The organism is Streptomyces sp. NPDC001507, assembly GCF_042894765.1.
In the GTDB taxonomy this organism is placed as follows: Bacteria; Actinomycetota; Actinomycetes; order Streptomycetales; family Streptomycetaceae; genus Streptomyces.
In genome coordinates this window covers 243,579-261,793 of the sequence record NZ_JBIAVV010000002.1, presented here as the reverse complement: position 1 = coordinate 261,793, position 18,215 = coordinate 243,579, and the positions used below count along the sequence as shown (strand labels likewise).

Sequence of the window (18,215 nt, the reverse complement as noted above, 5' to 3'; positions counted from 1 at the left end):
TGGGACGGTCAAGGATTCGTTAGCAGCTCGAAGCAACGGAATAGTTGCCTGTGCATACGAGGTTTACCGAGCACTTATTCCGCACGCATGCCGTACTTCCCGTCACTCTCTCGGCCCGGAGGCCACACTCAATGACGCACACGACGACCGACCAGCCCGCCCGGGGCGCGAGCGGGGCCGTGGTCCCGGTCCTCGCCTTCGCGGGCATCGTGGTCGCGGTGATGCAGACCCTGCTCGTTCCGGTCATCAAGGACCTCCCGCAGCTGCTGGGCACCGAACCCAGCAACGCCACCTGGGTACTGACGTCGACGCTGCTGTCGGGCGCCGTGGCCACCCCGATCATGGGGCGCCTCGGCGACCTCTACGGCAAGCGGCGGATGCTGATCCTGAGCCTCGCCGTGATGGTGGTCGGCGCGCTGATCAGCGCGCTCACCAGCAACCTGCTCACGATGATCGCGGGCCGGACCCTCCAGGGCTTCGCCATGGGCGCGATCCCGCTGGGCATCGGCCTGATGCGCGACATGCTGCCGCGCGAGAAGCTCGGCTCGGCGATGGCCCTGATGAGCTCCTCGATCGGCGTCGGCGGCGGCCTCGCGCTGCCCGCCGCGGCCCTGGTCGCGCAGCACACGGACTGGCACGCCCTGTTCTACGGCGCCGCCGGCCTCGGTGTCCTCTCCATAGCCCTGACCCTTCTCGTCGTACCGGAATCCCCGATGCGCGCGGAGGGCTCCTTCGACGTGCCCGGCGCGATCGGCCTGTCGGCCGGTCTGGTGCTGCTCCTGCTGCCCATCACCAAGGGCAGCGACTGGGGCTGGTCGTCCGGCACCACGCTCGGTCTGTTCGCCGCCTCGGTGGCCGTCCTCCTCCTGTGGGGCGTCTTCGAACTGCGCCACTCGGCCCCGCTGGTCGACCTGCGCACCACGGCCCGCCCGGCGGTGCTCTTCACCAACCTCGCCTCGATCATGGTCGGCGTCAGCTTCTACGTCGTCTCGCTGGTCCTGCCCCAGCTGCTCCAGCTCCCGAAGGCCACCGGCTACGGCCTGGGCCAGTCGATGGTCAGCGCCGGCCTGCTGGTCGCCCCGCTGGGTCTGACGATGATGTTCACGGCCCCCGTCTACGCCCGCCTCTCCGCCAAGTACGGCCCCAAGACCACCCTGATCCTCGGCATGGTGATCATCGGCATCGGCTACGGCGGCGGTCTCGGCCTGATGAGCGCGGCCTGGCAGAGCCTGGTCATCGCGGTCGTCCTGGGCGCCGGCATCGGCCTCGCCTACTCCTCCCTCCCTGCGCTCATCGTCGGCGCGGTCCCGGCCTCGGAGACCGGCGCGGCGAACGGCCTCAACACGCTGATGCGGTCCATCGGTACGTCCGTGTCCAGCGCCGTCATCGGCATGGTGCTGGCCAACACGGCGAACCACGTGGGCGGCGTCGCGATCCCGACCATGCACGGCTTCCGGGTCTCGTTCCTGATCGCCACCGGAGCGGTCGCCGCGGGTCTGGTCCTCGCCCTGCTGCTGCCCAAGCGGGGGCGGCCGGCCGAGGTCGCCCCCCAGCACACTCAGCTGCGGGCGAGCAGCGAGGAGGAGGCGGTGCTCGCGATCGCCGAGGAGGTGCTGCGCGGCTTCCGCGGGCGCGTCCTGGACGCCGCGGGCGTGCCGGTGGCCCGTGCCAAGGTGACCCTGATCGACCGGCGCGGGCGGCAGGCGGGGGCGACGCTGTCCGCCGAGGACGGCACGTACGCGCTCGCGGTGCCGGCCGAGGGGGCGTACGTACTGGCCGCGAAGGCGGCCGGCCACGGCCCCCTCGCCTCGTCGGCGACCCACACGGGCGCGGCCCGCGCGGTCGACCTGGACCTGGCGCTGCCCGGGGAGACGGTCAGCGCGTAGCACTCCGTGGGGGGCGGCCGCGAAAACGACGTGGCCGCCCTTCCCGCTTGCCGCGGGACCCCGCCCCGACTGCCGACTGCCACGCCGTCGTGGCCGGTCGCGCAGTTCCCCGCGCCCCCTTCGGGGCGCCGACGGACCCGCGTCAGGCCGCGGCCGCCCGCTTGCTGCGGACCCGCGAGCCCCGCTGCGCCGTCTGCCGACCGCGGCGCCGTCGTGGCCGGTCGCGCAGTTCCCCGCGCCCCCTTCGGGGCGCTGCCCGACCCGCGTCAGGCCGCGGCCGCCCGCTTGCTGCGGAACCCGCGTGCCCCGCTGCGCCGACTGCCGTCTTACGGCGCCGTCGTGGCCGGTCGCGCAGTTCCCCGCGCCCCTGAAGGGGTGCTGACGGACCCGGCGTCAGCCTGCGGCCGTTCGCTCTCCCGCCGGGCGCCTGCGGGTGGTCGGGTCCGTGAGGGACGGGGGCTGCCAGACGCCGTCGGCGCGGTAGAGGTCGGTGCCGGGGGGCACGATCTCGTCGACGCGGTCGAGGACCGCGTCGTCGAGGAGCAGTTCGGCCCCCTTGAGCAGCGCGGTGAGCTGGTCCATGGTGCGCGGGCCGATGATCACCGACGTCACCGCGGGGTGCACCAGGGGAAACGCGACGGCCAGCTCGGGCAGGGTGCAGCCCATCTCCTCGGTGAGGGCGACGAGCCGCTCGACGGCCGCGTACTTCGCGGCGTTGCCGGGTGCGGCGGGGTCGAAGCGGTGCGGGGTGAGCCTGGCCCGGCCGGTGGTGAGGTCGACGGGGCGGCCCTCGCGATGGGCGCCGGAGAGGAATCCGGAGGCGAGCGGCGACCAGGTCAGCACGCCCATCCCCAGACGCTGCGCGGTGGGCAGCACGGCCCGTTCGACGCCGCGGGCCAGCAGCGAGTACGGCGGCTGCTCGGTGCGCATCCGCATCAGCCCGCGCCGCTCCGCCACGTGGTGCGCCTCGACGAGGTCCTCGGCGGGGAACGTGGAGCAGCCGAACGCCCGGATCTTGCCCGCCGTCACCAGGTCGCCGAGGACGGACAGGGTCTCCTCGATGTCGGTGGTGTGGTCGGGGCGGTGCACCTGGTAGAGGTCGATCCAGTCGGTGTCCAGCCGCCGCAGGCTGTCCTCGACGGCCCTGACGATCCAGCGCCGCGAGTTGCCGCTGCGGTTGCGGCCCTCCCCCAGCGGGCCCTCCCCCAGCGGAAAGTGCACCTTCGTGGCGAGCACCACGTCGTCGCGCCTGCCCTTGAGCGCCTTGCCGACGATCTCCTCGCACTCACCGGCCGAGTACATGTCGGCGGTGTCGACGAAGTTGATGCCGGCGTCGAGCGCCGCGTTGATGATGCGGGCGCCGTCCTCGTGGTCGGGGTTGCCGACGCTCCCGAACATCATCGTGCCGAGGCAGTGGGTGCTGACCTCGATACCGGTCTTGCCGAGGACGCGATAGCGCATGCCGGAACTCCGTTGCAGGTGGGGCGGGTTGGCGGCGCCAGTGTAGGAGTTGGAGTGCGCTTGATGGCCAGCCCCCCGCGGCCGGCCGGGCCGGCGCACACCCTGTCGACGGGGCGGCGGAGCAGGTGCGGCAGCATGGACGCCCGGACAGTCGTACGAGTGAATGACGGAGAGGACGCCCATGACCGCGGCAGCCCCCAAGCCCGACATCCTGGCCGCGTTCGAGGCGGCGAAGGGGTTCATGCCCGCCGGCGAGGGACTCGCGCTGTACGCGGCCGCCGTCGAGGCGGGGCGGCTCGGCCTGCCGCTGCTGGAGGTTGGCACGTACTGCGGCCGCTCGACGATCCTGCTCGCCGACGCCGCCCGCGCGGCCGGGGTCACCGCGGTCACCGTCGACCACCACCGGGGCAGCGAGGAGCAGCAGCCGGGCTGGGACTACCACGACCCGGAGACGGTCGACCCGGAGCTCGGGCTGATGGACACCCTGCCCGCCTTCCGGCGCACCCTGCACCGGGCGGGCCTGGAGGACCACGTCGTCGCCGTCGTCGGCCGGTCCCCGCAGGTCGCGGCGTTCTGGAACTCCCCGCTCGGCTTCGTCTTCATCGACGGCGGCCACACCGACGAGCACGCCACCGCCGACTACGAGGGCTGGGCCCCCCATCTGGCCCAAGGCGGACTCCTTCTGATCCACGACGTCTTCCCGGACCCGAAGGACGAGTTCACCGGCCAGGCCCCTTACCGCGTCTACCTCCGCGCCCTGGAGTCGGACGCCTTCACCGAGGTCTCGGCCCACGACTCGCTGCGTGTCCTGCGGCGAACGGGGGCGGGGATCTGAGGACGCGGTTAGAGTCGCAGACGTGTCGTACACAGCCCCGGACTTCGATCCCCCGCAGCAGCGCCGGTTCCGGCGGGCGCCGCTCGCCGTCGGTCTCGCCGCGCTGGTGCCCGGTGCACTGCTCGGCTGGGTGGTCTACGAGGGGGTGGGCAAGCCCGGCGGAAACTCCGGCGGGGGCGGCGGGCAGGCGGGTGCGGCGGCACCCAAGTCGGCGGCCGCGACGGCGAGCGACGACGCCAAGGTGCCGGGCGCCGGTCCGAGCCCGAGCGCGGCCCGCCCGCTGCAGGGCAAGGTCGTCGTCATCGACCCGGGGCACAACCCGGGGAACTTCCAGCACACGTCCGAGATCAACCAGAAGGTGGATATCGGGACGAACTGGAAGGAGTGCGACACGACGGGCACCTCCACCAACGACGGGTACACCGAGGCCCGCTTCACCCTCGACGTCGCGCACCGGCTGCGCACCCTGCTGGAGCGGCAGGGCGCCACGGTGAAGATGACCCACGACGGGGACCAGCCGGCCTGGGGGCCGTGCGTGACCAAGCGCGCGGAGATCGGCAACGAGGCGCACGCCGACGCGGCCATCTCCATCCACGCCGACGGAGCACCCGAGGGCGACCGCGGCTTCCACGTCATCCTCCCGGCCTCCGTGCACGCGGGCGCCGCCGACACCCGCCCGATCGTCGACTCCTCCCGCACCCTCGGCGAGCACATCGAGAGCGACTTCGCGAGGGTCACGGGCAGCGCGCCGTCCAACTACGTCGGAGGCGGCACCGGCCTCGACGTACGCAAGGATCTCGGCGGTCTCAATCTGTCAACGGTTCCCAAGGTGTTCATCGAGTGCGGCAACATGCGCGACAGCAAGGACGCGGCGTTGCTGACCAGCGGGGCCTGGCGGCAGAAGGCGGCGCAGGGGATGTCTGAGGGAATCGTGAGTTTCCTGCACGGTTAGGCATCGGCGGGCCGGTCCGGGCGGACACCCTGATCGTTCGGGCGATAGTGTCGTCCCTGCGATTCCTACAATCGATTCCTACGATGAGGGGCACACCCTCGCGACGCCTCCTCCGCCGACGAGACGACCCACGAAGGACCTGAAGTGAATATCCGCTCCCTCACTAGAGGCGACGGCGCGGTGATCGGAGCAGCGGTGTTGCTGTTCGTCGCGTCGTTCCTCGACACGTTCGACAAGTCCGGCCCGAACGCCTGGGACAACCTCGGCCTCGTGATGAGCATGTACGTCGGCGGCATCGCCGGCGCGGTCCTGATCGTCCTCGCCCGCGCGCTGCCGCAGCCGTTCAAGTTCGCCGGGCTCGACCTGGGCCAGCTCGGCGTCGGCCTCACGGTGTTCTCCCTGTGGACCGCGTTCTGGTCGACCATCGACCCGCTGGGCGCGTTCTCCGACCAGTTGGGCGGCGCCGACGTCGGCGCGGGTTCCGGTCTGATCCTCGGCCTGATCGCGGCGCTGGTCCTGGCCGCGGCAGCGATCGCCACCCCGCTGGTCCCGGCGCTCCAGGCGGCCCTGATCCCGGCGCCCAAGCCGCAGGCCCCGCAGCCCTACGGCGCCCAGCCTCCCGGCGGCTACGGCTACCCGGGTGCCGGCGCCCCGCAGCCCGGTCAGCCCTACGGCGCGCAGCCGCAGCCGCAGCCCGGTCAGCCCTACGGCCAGCAGCAGCCCCAGGCCCCCGCGCAGCAGGCGCCGGCCCCCGACTTCTCGCCGTTCTGGTTCGCCGTGCCGGTGTCGCGGCCGCTGTTCGCGGAGGACGGCTCGTCCGCGCCGATCGCCGAACTCGCCCCCGGCACCTGGTACTTGGCGGTTGAGCAGCGCGGTGCCGCGCTGGTCGCGCAGACCCAGGACGGCCGCCGCGGCGTGCTCCAGGACACCTCCGGGATCCAGCGCGGCTGAACGGCCCCGCACCTACGGCCCCTTGCCCTTCCGGGTGCGGGGCCGTTGTCGTACAGTCGCCCGGCAGTTGTCTGACGTGATGTCAGGAGGCGGTCATGCGGCTCGGGTTGGCACTCGGTTACTGGGGGCGCGGACCCTCCCCCGACCATGTGCCGCTGGCGCGGGAGGCGGAGCGGCTCGGGTACGACTCGGTGTGGACGGCGGAGTCCTGGGGCTCGGACGCCTTCACCCCGCTCACCTGGATCGCCGCGCAGACGTCGACGATCAAGCTGGGTACGGCAGTTGCGCAGATGGCGGCCCGGTCGCCGGCCACCACCGCGATGCACGCGCTGACCCTGGACCACCTGTCCGGGGGCCGGGTGCTGCTCGGGCTCGGGCTGTCCGGGCCGCAGGTCGTCGAGGGCTGGTACGGCCGCCCGTTCCCGAAGTCGCCGCTGACCGCGACCCGGGAGTACGTGGACGTCGTACGCCAGGTGCTGTGCCGGGAGGGGCCGGTGACGGTGGACGGGCGTTTCCACCCGCTCCCGTACCGGGGGCCGGACGCAACCGGTCTCGGCAAGCCGCTGAAGCCGATCACCCATCCCCTCCGGGCCGGGCTGCCGGTCCTGCTCGGTGCCGAGGGGCCGAGGAACGTCGCCCAGACGGCCCGGATCGCCGACGGCTGGCTGCCGCTGTACTGGGCGCCGAGCCGCCCCGAGGTGTACGGCCCGGCGGTCGCCGGTCTCCCGGAGGGCTTCCTCGTCGCCCCCATGGCCCAGGTCAGGGTCTGCGACGACGTGGCGGCGGGGCTCCTCCCCGTCAAGGCCATGCTCGGCTTCTACATCGGCGGCATGGGCCACGCCGCCCGCAACTTCCACGCCGACCTCATGGCCCGCATGGGGTACGAGGAGGAGGCCCGGCGGATCCAGGAGCTGTTCCTGTCCGGGCGGCGCGAAGAGGCGGTGCTGGCGGTGCCGGACGCGTTCGCCGACGAGATCTCCCTGGTCGGTCCCCGCGAACGCATCGCCGAGCGGCTGGAGTTGTGGCGCAAGGGCCCGGTGACCGACCTGCTGGCCCTGTCCCCCGACCCGCACACCCTGCGGGTGCTGGCCGAGCTCAACTCCTAGGGGCTGTCCGGCGGATCATGCCGCAGACGCGGGGTCTGCCACGCCCGCCCGCGGCGTTGTCGTCGGTCGCCGACGTCCCCCAGCCTTCGGCCGGGAAGTGCCCCCACCGCGTCGACTCCCTCCTCCGCCTTGCAGTCGGACGCACCAGACCCCGCTCACCTCGGCCGATCAGTTACCGCCGCCTTCCTGCGACTTGATCCGCCGGACAGCCCCTAGCCGCCCGGCGGCGACCGCGGCCGTCAGTGGGTGAGCTGGGAGGCCTTGGGCACCTGGTCGGTGACCGGGGCGCCGGCGCTCTTGCCCGCGTCCTTCACGTTGTTGATGACGTCCTGGAACGAACTCGCCGCGTTCGTATCGCCCTTGCGGAGCTTGGCCGGCAGGTCCTTCAGCCCGTCGATCGCGGCGGTGAGCGGGGCGAGGGCCTTGGAGAGCAGCGGGTCGCCCTGGGCGTTGCGCTGGGCGGCCTTGAGCCGGTTGTAGGCGAAGGTGCCGGCCAGGCCGGCCTTGACCAGGGTGTAGGTGCGGCCGTGGGCGCCCTTCTTGAACTTTCCGGCCTTCCACGGTTTCACGATCCACTGGTAGGTCGCGCCCGCGGCGAGACCCGCGTTGGCGACGAACCGGGTCTTGGCGAACTTCTGCTTCTGCGCGGACGTGCTCGGACTGGGCGTGTCGGCCACCGGGGCCGCCGCTGCACCACGGTCGACGGACTTGCTCTGGACGCCGCCGGCGCAGGCGGTGACGCCGGCGACCAGGGCACAGCAGAGGGTGAGCGTGACGGCGAGGCGCCGTATCGGTACGGGCACGGGGTCCTCCCGTGTGTCTCGGTGTCCTCCCCGAGCGGGTTGCTTCCTCCGGCAGCGTCACCCAGATGGCGGCACCTCGCCACTCGGGGGAACGCTGTACAGGTTTCAAGGACCCTTCGGCGGCAAGGCGCAGGGTATGTCCTCTGAACGCGGTGCCAATCAGGCCGGTAGGGTCGTCGCGATCGTCGCCGACATCATGGCCCTCATCCTGGGCCTGTGGATCCTGATGTACCTGTTGGACGCGAACCGGGCGAACAGCCTGGTCCAGTTCGTCCACGACGCGGCCAGCTGGCTTGCCGGCTGGTCACATGACCTGTTCACCTTCGACGCGGCATGGGCGCGAGTGGTGGCCGGCTACGGCCTGGCCGCGGTGGTCTACCTGTTCGTAGGCCACGCGATCGCCAACCGCATGCACCGGCACTGAGGTAAGTGAAAGCGCCCCTTCAGGGGCGCGGGGAACTGCGCGAGCGACCACGACGGGCCCGCACCCGCGCTACCGCAGCTCCCCCGCCCCTTCAGGCGCAGCAGTCCACCTCGAGCCCGGAGGGAAGCTCCCCGCCTCCGAAAACGGCGCAGGTGGCGTCATGCCCCCCGAGCGCGGCCACGGCGAGCAGCAACGACCCCGCCGTCCACGTCGTCAGCTCCCGCGGCCACACCGCGTCGTCCTCGAAGACGTACCCGGTCCAGTACAGCCCCGACTCGGCGTCCCGCAGATGCTGGATGGACTGGAGGATCTCCAGCGCCCGGTCGGACTCCCCCACCGCCCACAGCGCCAGCGCCAGTTCGGCCGACTCACCGCCCGTCACCCACGGGTTGGGTACGACACACCGCACCCCGAACCCGGGCACGACGAACCGGTCCCAGTCCTTCTCGATCCGCGCGCCCGCCTCCGCACCCGTCAACGCCCCGCCGAGGACCGGGTAGTACCAGTCCATCGAGTACCGGTCCTTGTCCAGGAACCGCTCCGGGTGCCGACGTATCGCGTGCCGCAGCGCGCCCACCGCCAACTCCCAGTCGGGCTGCGGCTCCTCCCGCTGCTCGGCGATGGCGAGCGCGCAGCGCAGCGCGTGGTGGATGGACGAACTCCCGGTCAGCAGCGCCTCGTCGGTGGGCTTGCCGTCGTCCTCGCGGCGCCAGCCGATCTCGCCGCCCGGCTGCTGCAGCCGCAGCACCCATTCGACGGCCGCGTGGACGGCGGGCCACATCCGGTCCAGGAACGTGTCGTCGCCGGTGGAGAGGTAGTGGTGCCAGACGCCGACGGCGATGTACGCGACGAAGTTGGACTCGCGGGCGCGGTCGGTGACGTCGTCGTGCGCGCCGTCGGCGTAGGCGGCGTACCAGGAGCCGTCCTCGTTCTGGTGCCGGGCCAGCCAGCGGTACGCCCGCTCGGCCGCCGCGTGCTCCCCGGCCGCGTCCAGCGCCATCGCGGCCTCGGTGTGGTCCCAGGGGTCGAGGTGGTGGCCCCGGAACCACGGGATCGCGCCGTCCTCCCGCTGCACGGCGAGGATGCCGCGGACGGTCGCGGCGGCCTGCTCGGCGGTGAGGACCCCGGGCAGGACGAGGTGTTCTGTCCGGGGGGTGGTCACTTGGCGGCCGCCCCGGCCTCGTCGGACACCGCGGGCAGGTGCGGCTTGGTGGCGTAGACGACGAAGCTCTTGCCCATGACCGGGTTCAGCGCCTGTTCGGCGACCCGCGTGGCCAGCGGCTTCTTCATGATGTCCCAGACCAGCAGCTTGTGGTACGCCCGCACCGGCAGCGCCTTGTCGTTGTCGACGCCGAACGCGCACTTCAGCCACCAGTACGGGGAGTGCAGCGCGTGCGCGTGGTGGCTGCCGTAGGGCCGCAGCCCGGCTTCCCTGATCTTCCCGACCAGTTCGTCGGCCTTGTAGATGCGGATGTGGCCGCCCTCGACCTCGTGGTAGGCGTCGGAGAGCGCCCAGCAGACCTTCTCGGGGCCGTAGCGGGGCACGGTGACGGCGATCCGGCCGCCGGGCTTGAGCACCCGCACCATCTCGGCGAGCACGCCCTTGTCGTCGGGGATGTGCTCCATCACCTCGGAGATGATGACGACGTCGAAGGACTCGTCGGGGAAGGGCAGCGCGAGGGCGTCGCCCTCCATGGCGGTGGCGGTCGCGCCGGCCGGGGCCTCGCCGGCCTCCTTCATCGCCGCGAACCACTTGGCGACCTCGCGGATCTCCTCGCCGTTCTGGTCCAGGGCCACCACCTGCGCGCCGCGCCGGTAGCACTCGAAGGCGTGCCGGCCGGCCCCGCAGCCGAGGTCCAGGACGCGGTCGCCCGGCGCGAGCGGGAACCGGGAGAAGTCGACGGTCAGCACGTGGCCCTGCTTTCACTCTCGTGACGAACACCAGCTGAGGCCGCGTCGCGGCCGGGACTGCGGGGCGCGGCGGGGGCGACGGAGGCGGCGCCGGGGACGGCCGCGGTGCGGGCGATCGCCTCGCGGTAGCGGGCCACCGTGCCCTCCGCGGCACGCGCCCAGGTGTAGTGCCGCAGCACGCGCTCGCGGCCGGCCGCGCCCAGCCGCAGCCGCAGCTCCGGGTCGCCGAGCAGCCGGTTCAGCGCGGCCGCCAGCGCGCCCGCGTCGCCCGGCGGTACGGCCAGGCAGGTCTCCCCGTCGCGCCCGGCGACCTCGGGGATCGCGCCGCCGGTCGTGGCGACCAGCGGGGTGCCGGTCGCCATGGCCTCGGCGGCGGGCAGCGAGAAACCCTCGTAGAGCGAGGGCACGCAGGCGACCTCGGCGGAGCGGACCAGGTCGACGAGTTCGGCGTCGGAGATGCCCTTCACGAACTCGACGGCACCCACGAGGCCGTAACGTTCCATCGCCTGCGCGACGGGCCCCTCGGCGGGCCGCTTGCCGACCACGACGAGGTGGGCGGCGGGGTGCTCGGTGCGTACCTTGGCGAGGGCCTCGACGAGGTACACCAGCCCCTTGAGGGGCACGTCCGCGCTGGAGGTGGTGACGATCCGGCCGGGCACCTGGGGGACGGCCGGATTCGGCGCGAAGAGGTCGGTGTCGGCGCCGATGTGGACGACGTGCACGCGGTCCTCGCGGACGCCGAGGTGGTCGACGATCTCCTGGCGGGAGGTGCCGGAGACGGTGAGCACGGAGGGCAGCCTGCGGGCGACCCGCTTCTGCATCCGGGTGAAGGCGTACCAGCGCCGTACGGAGTACCGCCGTTTCCAGCCCTCGGCGGCGTCCAGCTCCAACTGCCGGTCGACGGTGATGGGGTGGTGGATGGTGGTGACCAGCGGGGCGCCGATGTCGCCCAGCAGGCCGTATCCGAGGGTCTGGTTGTCGTGTACGACGTCGAACTCCCCGGCGCGGGCGCGCAGATGGCGGCGGGCGCGCAGCGAGAAGGTCAGCGGTTCGGGGAAGCCGCCGGTCCACATGGTCGCCACTTCGAGGGCGTCGACCCAGTCCCGGTACTCGTCCCGCTTCGGCGTCCGGAAGGGGTCCGGGGAGCGGTACAGGTCGAGGCTGGGCAGCTCGGTGAGGGTGAGCCGGGGGTACCCCTCGTCCAGGACGGGGTACGGCTGTGACCCGATCACCTCGACCCGGTGCCCGAGCCGGGCCAGCTCGCGCGACAGGTGCCGTACGTAGACGCCCTGGCCGCCGCAGAACGGGTTCCCTTTATAGGTGAGGAGCGCGATGTCGAGCGGTCGCTCGCCGTCGGCGGCGGGTTCCTCGTCGGCACCCGCCCGACTGGCCTCAGCGGTCACTCCCGGCCCCCTTCTCCCTGCACTTTCCCGCGAGATTACGCCGGGACGCTAATCTAGAACAAGTTTCAGACTTGATCGTTCAAGAGCCTCTGAATCTACCGGCAGGTAGGGGCGGAGTGAGCAGCGCATCGGGTGATTCGCGCCACGGCGGGAACCCCTGCCATGCTGTCTGATCACTCGCCCTGAGCACTGCCCTCACCGACTGTCACGGACGGGACCCATGCCTGCGGAAGCCAAGGTGGACATCGGCGCCAGATCGGCCACTGCGCCGCTCACCGAGCGGCAGGAGGCCCGGCGCCGCCGGATCCTGCACGCGAGCGCCCAGCTGGCCAGCCGGGGCGGTTTCGACGCGGTGCAGATGCGGGAGGTGGCCGAGTCCTCCCAGGTGGCCCTGGGCACGCTCTACCGCTACTTTCCGTCCAAGGTGCATCTGCTCGTCGCGACCATGCAGGACCAGCTGGAGCACATGCACGGCACGCTGCGCAAGAAGCCGCCGGCCGGCGAGACGGCGTCCGAGCGGGTCGCCGAGACCCTGATGCGGGCCTTCCGCGCCCTGCAGCGGGAGCCGCACCTGGCCGACGCGATGGTCAGGGCCCTCACCTTCGCCGACCGCAGCGTCTCCCCCGAGGTGGACCAGGTCTCCCGGCAGACGACGGCGATCATCCTGGACGCGATGGGGCTTACCGACCCCACCCCGGCCCAGCTGTCCGCCGTCCGGGTGATCGAGCACACCTGGCACTCGGCGCTGATCACCTGGCTCTCGGGCCGCGCCTCCATCGCCCAGGTGAAGATCGACATCGAGACGGTGTGCCGCCTGATCGACCTGACGGAGCCGGCGGGGAAGCCCTAGGCGCCGCGGAGCATGGAAAGACCTACGAGACGGGTTCCCTTCGCCGGCATGGTCCGGATCAGGTCCTGGGGGTCGCCGTCCGGCTCAACTGCTGCCTTCCGGCCTCTCAGCCCGACCGTCGACGTCGGCACTGGCGGATGCCTCTGCATCTGCGTCACGCCTGAGTCGGCTACTCCGCTCGGACTCCCTCACTCGCCTCGTAGGCTGCTTCCAGCATAGAACGCCTGAAGCAGAAGAGAACCCCCAAAGATGGATTTTTTGGACTTTTCCTGGTAGGGGTGGCCGCCGGACGCCGGAAACCGCCTGGCGGGGCGCCGCCGCCCGAACGCAGAATCCTCCCCATGGCACTCATCCACCACACCACCCTCACGCCCACCAAGGTCGAACTCCTCGCCGGCTGGCTCCCCACCCGCCCCTGGTACCACGGCCCCGCCGCACCGGCGTTGACGAAGGCCGGCGGCTTCCGGCTGGACGACCCGGCGGGCGAGGTCGGGATCGAGTTCATGGTCGTCAGGGACGGCTCGGCGGCCTATCTCGTACCGCTCACCTACCGCGGCGCCCCGCTGCCCGGCGCCGACCACGCGCTCGTCGGCACCATGGAGCACGGGGTGCTCGGCACCCGCTGGGCCTACGACGGCTGCCACGACCCGGTCCTCACCGCCGGGCTGCTCGCCCTGATCGAGGGCCGCGCCGAGGCCCAGGCGCAGAGCATCACCGACACCCCCGACCGCGAGGTCGCCCGGTCCTACGCCGGCGCGGGTCCGGTGCCCGGCCTCGGTGCCCCCGCCGACACCGACCGGAGCACCGAGTTCGCCGTACCGGGCGGCGACGGCCTGGTGCTGCGGCTGCGGCGTGTGCTGACCGCCGGCTCTACGGCACCCGACGGCGCGCTCGGGCACGTCACCGGCGCCTGGGAACAGCCGGACGGCACCCGTGCCCGCGCGCTGTTCGCGACCCTCGAAAGGCGTTAGTCCTCCGGCGGGAACACCGGCTCCCCGCTGCCCAGCAGGGTGATCGTGATCGCTTCCACCGGGCAGTTCTCCGCCGCGTCGAGGACCCTTCCGCTGGCGTCCGTCTCCGGGTCCACGGGGTGGGACTGCATGGCGGAGTCGAGGCGGAAGGAGCCGGTGGCACGGTGGACGCACTGGGCCGAGCCGATGCAGATCGAACGGTCGACCTCGACGTGCCAGCGGTCACCCATGGCGGCCCCTCACCCCTCCCAGCCGGCCGGCAGGTGGATCATCTTGTGTTCGAGGAACTCGCCGTACCCCTCGGGACCGAACTCCCGCCCCAGACCGGAGTTCTTGTAGCCGCCGAAGGGGCCGAGCATGTCCAGGCTGAAGGTGTTCACGGAGTAGGTCCCGGTGCGGACCTGCCGCGCGACCTCGATGCCGTGCGCCACGTCCGCCGTCCAGACGCTGCCGCTCAGCCCGTACTCCGAGTCGTTCGCGATCTTCAGGGCCTCGGTCTCGTCGCCGTACGGGAGCAGGCAGATCACCGGGCCGAAGATCTCCTCGCGGGCGATCCGCATGGAGTTGTCGACGTCGCCGAAGAGGGTGGGCTCGACGTACCAGCCCTTCTCCAGACCGGCGGGACGGCCGCCGCCCGTGAGGATCTTCGCGCCCTCCTCCTGCCCGATGCGGATGTAGTCCAGGTTCCGCTGCTGCTGGCGGCGCGCGACCAGCGGGCCCACCTGGGTGGCCGGGTCCAGCGGGTCGCCGACCTTGAGGGCGCTCGCCGCGGCCGCGAAGGCGTCGGCGAACTCGTCGTAGCGCGAGCGCGGGACGAGGATGCGGGTCTGGGCGACGCAGGCCTGGCCGTTGTTCATCCAGGCCGCCGGGACGATGCCGGCGACGGCGGCTTCCGCGTCCGCGTCCGGGAGCACGACGGCCGCCGACTTGCCGCCGAGTTCCAGGGTCACCCGGGTGAGGTTCTTCGCGGCGACCTCCATCACGCGCCGGCCGGCGGCGACGGAGCCGGTGAAGGAGACCTTGTCGACGCCCGGGTGGGAGACCAGGTACTCGCTCACCTCGCGGTCCGCGGGGAGGATCGACAGCACGCCCTCGGGCAGCCCGGCCTCCTTCGTGATCTCGCCGAGGATGTAGGCGTCCAGCGGTGACTCCGGGGACGGCTTGAGCACCACCGTGCAGCCGGTGAGCAGCGCGGGGGCGAGCTTGGCGGCGGCCACGAACTGGGGCACGTTCCACGGCACCACGGCCGCCACCACCCCGGCCGGCTCCCGCCGCACCAGGATCCGCCCGAGCACGCCGTCGCGCGTCTCCTCGTACGTGAAGTCGCGCGCGACCCTGATCGCCGCGTCCCACACCATCATCGCGCCGAGCGCCTGCGCGAGGACGCTCCAGGAGTACGGCGAACCGTTCTCGGAGGAGATCACCCGGGCGATCTCCTCGTGCCGCACGGCGATCGCGTCCTTGATCCGGGTGACGACCTCGATCCGCTCCTCCGGCGTCATCCGCGGCCAGGGCCCCTCGTCGAACGCCCGCCGCGCCACCGCCACCGCCCGGTCCACGTCCGCGCGCGAGGCGTGCGGCACCCGCCCGAAGACCTCCTCGGTGTGCGGCGAGACCACCTCGATGACGTCCTTGCCCAGAGGGTCGGTCAACTCCCCGCCGATGAACAGCTGTCCGTGTTCCAGGAACTCGGTCATGGCGCCCCGCCACCCTTCCTGACGATGTTTCAGAACTGATACCAGTTCTAGTTGAAGTAAGCCAGGGGCAGGGCCGAATAGGCTCCCACCAGCGGTTTTGACGCTGAAGGGGATGCCGTCAGGCCGCACGAGCCGCCTGTGGGCCGTCACCGCTCCCTACGGCCATGCCGTCGACCGCCCTCCAGATGCATCTCCCGTCCAGGCGTGTAGTACCTGCGCAGCCAATGGACTGCCTCAGCTGGAGTAGCACAGCGAGCAGATCCCGCCCCGCACCACTTAACCTCGTGCTTTCACGAGATGGGATGTCCGGCAGGTGATCGGCTGAAGGAAAAGAGCCTCTGCCCAGCGAAAACGAGCATGGCCGAGGTCCTTCTTCCGCACCGGTCGGGAGCACTTCCCCGGTGAGCAACGGCTGTGCCGCCCGAACGTACGGCGGCTCGGCAGTTGACCCAGTTAGAACGGCGGCGACCATCGACCTGCCCAGGCCGCTGTGTATCCGGCTTCGTCTGAAGGCCAGACGCGTACTCCGGGGAACGATGGGTGGGGCCACATGTGGCCCACCCACTCGCATTCCGGGATCGCGCCTTCCCAGTCGTCGACGCAGCGATCGGCCCAGTCGCGGCCGATCAGCACCGGCCGGGTCACCAGTCCGCGTGCCGTGTCTTGCACTCGCAGGACCAGGCCCAAGTCGTTGATCCCGGGGTTGCCGCGCGGTCCATAGGACACGCCGCCCATCGAGTCGGGGAGATTGAACAGCCAATTCTCCAGCTCAGCCGGGTCGCCGCCGGCCAACTCCATCCCGTTCAGCATGATCTGCGGCCCGCGAACGGCATCAGTCGCAACGCAGAACAGTCGGCAGGAGCCATCGAAGTACTCGTAGACGGTGGGTTCCGCCGGACTGAGCCCCAACTGGATACCCACGACCTCTGGGCGAAAGGGTTCCGCCTGGAACCGGCGCAGCTCATAGGCCTCCGGCAGCGCCGTCGCGGCCTCATCCATGCTCATGCCGAACCGCAACGGCCCGACGCTCTCCAGCGGTGTGAGCGTCCATACCGACCGAGCCCTTGCGGCGGCCTCTTGAGAGCCTTGCGACGTCATCGCGCCTATCCCCCTCTACCCACCCCGCGCCTCGACGAGGTGAACTGTCCGGCAGGTGATCAGCTAACCGAAAAGTGCCTCTGACCTGCAAGAATGAGGATTGTCGAAGTCCCTGTTCCCGCACCGGCCGGAGGCACTTCTCAGGTGAGCAAGCGTATCGGTTCCTACCCGCGGCTGCGGGTGTCGGGTGGCGGCAACGGGGTGATCACGCAGGGCGGCGGGGTGCTGCTGGTGGAGACCGCCCGCCGGACCGGCTTGGACGCCGCGCTGTCGGCGGCGCTCGCGCCGTGGCAAAGGCCGCGGGCGGTGCACGATCCGGGCAAGATCCTGCTTGACCTTGCCCTGGCGGTCGCGCTGGGCGGTGACTGCCTGGCGGATGTGGCGATGCTGCGGGCGGAGCCTGGAATGTTCGGCCCGGTCGCTTCGGACCCGACTGTGTCCCGGTTGGTCGACACCCTCGCCGCTACCGGTCCCGGTGGACTGGTGGCCTTGCGGAAGGCACGGGCCGAAGTCCGCGAGCGGGTCTGGACGTTGGCCGGTGAGGCGGCGCCGCACGCAGGCGGCCAGGTGATCGTGGACATCGACGGCGTGCTGGTCCTGGCCCACTCGGAGAAACAGGACGCCGCCGCGACCTGGAAGAAGACCTTCGGACACCACCCGCTGTTCGCGTTCGTCGACCACGGTTCCGAGGGCTCCGGCGAGCCGGTCGCGGGCCTGCTGCGGCCTGGCAATGCAGGCAGCAACACCGCCGCCGACCACATCGAAGCAGCCCGCCTGGCGCTGGCTCAGCTGCCGAATAGGCACCGGCGCGGGCGACGGACCCTGATCCGCACCGACTCCGCCGGCGGCACCCACGACTTCCTGAACTGGCTCACCGCACGGGGACGTTGGCTGTCCTACTCGGTCGGGATGGTCATTACCGACGCGATCCACCAGGCCGTCCTCCTCGTCCCCGCCGCCGCTTGGACGCCCGCGATCGAACCGGACGGCAACGTACGCGACGGAGCCTGGGTTGCAGAGCTCGCGGGCGACGTGCTCAACGGCTGGCCGAAGGGCATGCGGTTGATCGTGCGCAAGGAACGACCGCATCCGGGCGCCCAGTTGCGGATCACCGACGCCGACGGCATGCGGATCACGTGCTTCGCGACCAACACGATCGACGTTCCGATCGCGCGGCTGGAGCTGCGGCACCGCCAGCGGGCCAGGGCCGAGGACCGCATCCGTGCCGCCCGCGACACCGGACTGCGCAACCTCCCTCTGCACGACGCCGCCCAGAACCGCGTCTGGCTGGAGATCGTCCAGATCGCTCTGGACCTGCTCGCCTGGCTGCCGATGCTCGCCCTCAGCGGCGCAGCCCGCCGATGGGAGCCCAAGCGATTGCGGCTGCGGCTGTTCTCCGCCACCGCTCAGCTGGTCACCACCGGCCGCCGCCGCTGGCTCCGTCTGGCCCGCCACTGGCCCTGGACGCACGTGATCACCACCGCGTTCGAGCGGCTCCAGGCGCTGCCGAACCCCGGCTGACCAGCAACGGCGCCCCGTCCCGACGAGACACCCCCTGCCGGAGCCGTGGAATCCGGCGCCCACCCGACGCGACAGCCGGGCCGCAGCCATGCCCACCATCAGCCCGAACGGCCGAAACGGCCCGCATGGCAGACCGACGGACGGTCACGAAAGATCAAGGCTAATCCCTCCGCTTTACCCAGCCGAGCGCAAAGAAGATAGCCCCCGCGACAAAGGCGGCTGCTCCGAAGATCTTCGCATAGTTTTCCGAGGAATGCAGTTGAGCGAAGAACGAGATTAGAGCGAGGAGGGCCAGAATTCCAACGATCGTCGTGGCAACGACCTGCTTTACTGCTGGACTCATCAG

At 71.5% G+C, this 18,215-nt stretch carries 18 protein-coding genes and 1 riboswitch; of the genes, 9 read left to right on the top strand and 9 right to left on the bottom strand.

Annotated elements, in window-relative coordinates; all coding sequences use genetic code 11:
- Positions 1-131 precede the first annotated feature (131 nt).
- Entirely contained in the window at positions 132-1,886 is a 1,755-nt protein-coding gene (locus tag ACFY0K_RS07370) for an MFS transporter (protein ID WP_390639025.1), read from the top strand.
- Between the two features lie 393 nt (positions 1,887-2,279).
- Here the strand turns inward: ACFY0K_RS07370 and ACFY0K_RS07365 are convergent, their stop codons facing one another.
- Complete coding sequence (locus ACFY0K_RS07365; protein ID WP_390639024.1) at positions 2,280-3,347, bottom strand: aldo/keto reductase; 1,068 nt, start codon at positions 3,345-3,347, stop codon at positions 2,280-2,282.
- Between the two features lie 181 nt (positions 3,348-3,528).
- Between ACFY0K_RS07365 and ACFY0K_RS07360 the strand changes: the two genes are divergently transcribed.
- The 4 genes from ACFY0K_RS07360 (at position 3,529) to ACFY0K_RS07345 (ending at position 7,191) form a co-directional block, all read left to right on the top strand.
- Complete coding sequence (locus tag ACFY0K_RS07360) at positions 3,529-4,182, top strand: class I SAM-dependent methyltransferase (protein ID WP_390639023.1); 654 nt, start codon at positions 3,529-3,531, stop codon at positions 4,180-4,182.
- 22 nt (positions 4,183-4,204) lie between these two features.
- On the top strand, positions 4,205-5,134 hold the full coding sequence (locus ACFY0K_RS07355) for an N-acetylmuramoyl-L-alanine amidase (protein WP_390639022.1): 930 nt from the start codon (positions 4,205-4,207) through the stop codon (positions 5,132-5,134).
- A gap of 144 nt (positions 5,135-5,278) precedes the next feature.
- Positions 5,279-6,085 carry a hypothetical protein gene (locus ACFY0K_RS07350; RefSeq protein WP_351954737.1) on the top strand — a complete coding sequence of 269 codons (807 nt, stop codon included), beginning with the start codon at positions 5,279-5,281 and terminating at the stop codon, positions 6,083-6,085.
- A gap of 95 nt (positions 6,086-6,180) precedes the next feature.
- Entirely contained in the window at positions 6,181-7,191 is a 1,011-nt protein-coding gene (locus ACFY0K_RS07345) for an LLM class F420-dependent oxidoreductase (protein ID WP_390639021.1), read from the top strand.
- Positions 7,192-7,430: 239 nt separating this feature from the next.
- On the opposite strand, the gene ACFY0K_RS07340 is transcribed toward ACFY0K_RS07345, so the two are convergent.
- Positions 7,431-7,994 (bottom strand): hypothetical protein, encoded by a 564-nt coding sequence (locus ACFY0K_RS07340; protein ID WP_390639020.1) that lies wholly within the window; start codon positions 7,992-7,994, stop codon positions 7,431-7,433.
- A gap of 136 nt (positions 7,995-8,130) precedes the next feature.
- Here ACFY0K_RS07340 and ACFY0K_RS07335 point away from each other — a divergent pair, with 136 nt between their 5' ends.
- Positions 8,131-8,418: a hypothetical protein gene (locus tag ACFY0K_RS07335; RefSeq protein WP_351954740.1), complete on the top strand. Its 288-nt coding sequence runs from the start codon at positions 8,131-8,133 to the stop codon at positions 8,416-8,418.
- Between the two features lie 91 nt (positions 8,419-8,509).
- Here ACFY0K_RS07335 and ACFY0K_RS07330 read toward each other — a convergent pair whose 3' ends face one another.
- From ACFY0K_RS07330 to ACFY0K_RS07320, 3 genes are read right to left on the bottom strand one after another with little or no spacing between them, the layout of a single operon-like run.
- Positions 8,510-9,580 carry a prenyltransferase/squalene oxidase repeat-containing protein gene (locus ACFY0K_RS07330; RefSeq protein ID WP_390639019.1) on the bottom strand — a complete coding sequence of 357 codons (1,071 nt, stop codon included), beginning with the start codon at positions 9,578-9,580 and terminating at the stop codon, positions 8,510-8,512.
- Positions 9,577-10,329, bottom strand: a complete 753-nt coding sequence (locus ACFY0K_RS07325; RefSeq protein WP_093503605.1) for a class I SAM-dependent methyltransferase — start codon at positions 10,327-10,329, stop codon at positions 9,577-9,579. Before ACFY0K_RS07325 ends, ACFY0K_RS07330 begins: the two co-directional genes overlap by 4 nt.
- Entirely contained in the window at positions 10,323-11,732 is a 1,410-nt protein-coding gene (locus ACFY0K_RS07320) for a glycosyltransferase family 4 protein (protein WP_390639018.1), read from the bottom strand. The genes ACFY0K_RS07325 and ACFY0K_RS07320 overlap by 7 nt, the downstream gene beginning before the upstream one ends.
- 220 nt (positions 11,733-11,952) lie before the next feature.
- On the opposite strand from ACFY0K_RS07320, the gene ACFY0K_RS07315 reads away from it, so the two are divergent.
- Positions 11,953-12,582 carry a TetR family transcriptional regulator gene (locus ACFY0K_RS07315; RefSeq protein WP_390639017.1) on the top strand — a complete coding sequence of 210 codons (630 nt, stop codon included), beginning with the start codon at positions 11,953-11,955 and terminating at the stop codon, positions 12,580-12,582.
- A gap of 18 nt (positions 12,583-12,600) precedes the next feature.
- Positions 12,601-12,782: riboswitch (TPP riboswitch) on the bottom strand.
- Positions 12,783-12,923: 141 nt separating this feature from the next.
- Positions 12,924-13,553: a 1,4-alpha-glucan branching protein gene (locus tag ACFY0K_RS07310; RefSeq protein WP_390639016.1), complete on the top strand. Its 630-nt coding sequence runs from the start codon at positions 12,924-12,926 to the stop codon at positions 13,551-13,553.
- Here the strand turns inward: ACFY0K_RS07310 and ACFY0K_RS07305 are convergent.
- The 3 genes from ACFY0K_RS07305 to ACFY0K_RS07295 all read right to left on the bottom strand — a co-directional run bounded on the left by ACFY0K_RS07305 (position 13,550) and on the right by ACFY0K_RS07295 (position 16,348).
- Positions 13,550-13,783: a ferredoxin gene (locus tag ACFY0K_RS07305; RefSeq protein WP_351954746.1), complete on the bottom strand. Its 234-nt coding sequence runs from the start codon at positions 13,781-13,783 to the stop codon at positions 13,550-13,552. The genes ACFY0K_RS07310 and ACFY0K_RS07305 overlap by 4 nt on opposite strands.
- Before the next feature lie 9 nt (positions 13,784-13,792).
- Positions 13,793-15,250, bottom strand: a complete 1,458-nt coding sequence (locus ACFY0K_RS07300) for an aldehyde dehydrogenase (protein WP_390639015.1) — start codon at positions 15,248-15,250, stop codon at positions 13,793-13,795.
- Positions 15,251-15,703: 453 nt separating this feature from the next.
- A complete protein-coding gene (locus ACFY0K_RS07295; protein ID WP_390639014.1) occupies positions 15,704-16,348 on the bottom strand; it encodes a hypothetical protein in 645 nt (214 codons plus the stop codon).
- A 144-nt stretch (positions 16,349-16,492) separates the two neighbouring features.
- Between ACFY0K_RS07295 and ACFY0K_RS07290 the strand changes: the two genes are divergently transcribed.
- Entirely contained in the window at positions 16,493-17,869 is a 1,377-nt protein-coding gene (locus ACFY0K_RS07290) for an IS1380 family transposase (RefSeq protein ID WP_390639013.1), read from the top strand.
- 160 nt (positions 17,870-18,029) lie between these two features.
- Here the strand turns inward: ACFY0K_RS07290 and ACFY0K_RS07285 are convergent, their stop codons facing one another.
- Positions 18,030-18,212 (bottom strand): hypothetical protein, encoded by a 183-nt coding sequence (locus tag ACFY0K_RS07285; protein WP_382734942.1) that lies wholly within the window; start codon positions 18,210-18,212, stop codon positions 18,030-18,032.
- Between the last annotated feature and the right edge of the window lie 3 nt (positions 18,213-18,215).

Excerpts from the sequence above, each read along its gene's own strand:
- ACFY0K_RS07315 (WP_390639017.1), top strand. The coding sequence starts at position 11,953 with ATGCCTGCGGAAGCCAAGGTGGACATCGGCGCCAGATCGGCCACTGCG.
- ACFY0K_RS07295 (WP_390639014.1), bottom strand. The coding sequence starts at position 16,348 with ATGACGTCGCAAGGCTCTCAAGAGGCCGCCGCAAGGGCTCGGTCGGTA.
- ACFY0K_RS07300 (WP_390639015.1), bottom strand. The coding sequence starts at position 15,250 with ATGACCGAGTTCCTGGAACACGGACAGCTGTTCATCGGCGGGGAGTTG.
- ACFY0K_RS07365 (WP_390639024.1), bottom strand. The coding sequence starts at position 3,347 with ATGCGCTATCGCGTCCTCGGCAAGACCGGTATCGAGGTCAGCACCCAC.
- ACFY0K_RS07360 (WP_390639023.1), top strand. The coding sequence starts at position 3,529 with ATGACCGCGGCAGCCCCCAAGCCCGACATCCTGGCCGCGTTCGAGGCG.
- ACFY0K_RS07285 (WP_382734942.1), bottom strand. The coding sequence starts at position 18,212 with ATGAGTCCAGCAGTAAAGCAGGTCGTTGCCACGACGATCGTTGGAATT.
- ACFY0K_RS07345 (WP_390639021.1), top strand. The coding sequence starts at position 6,181 with ATGCGGCTCGGGTTGGCACTCGGTTACTGGGGGCGCGGACCCTCCCCC.
- ACFY0K_RS07305 (WP_351954746.1), bottom strand. The coding sequence starts at position 13,783 with ATGGGTGACCGCTGGCACGTCGAGGTCGACCGTTCGATCTGCATCGGC.
- ACFY0K_RS07370 (WP_390639025.1), top strand. The coding sequence starts at position 132 with ATGACGCACACGACGACCGACCAGCCCGCCCGGGGCGCGAGCGGGGCC.
- ACFY0K_RS07335 (WP_351954740.1), top strand. The coding sequence starts at position 8,131 with ATGTCCTCTGAACGCGGTGCCAATCAGGCCGGTAGGGTCGTCGCGATC.
- ACFY0K_RS07310 (WP_390639016.1), top strand. The coding sequence starts at position 12,924 with ATGGCACTCATCCACCACACCACCCTCACGCCCACCAAGGTCGAACTC.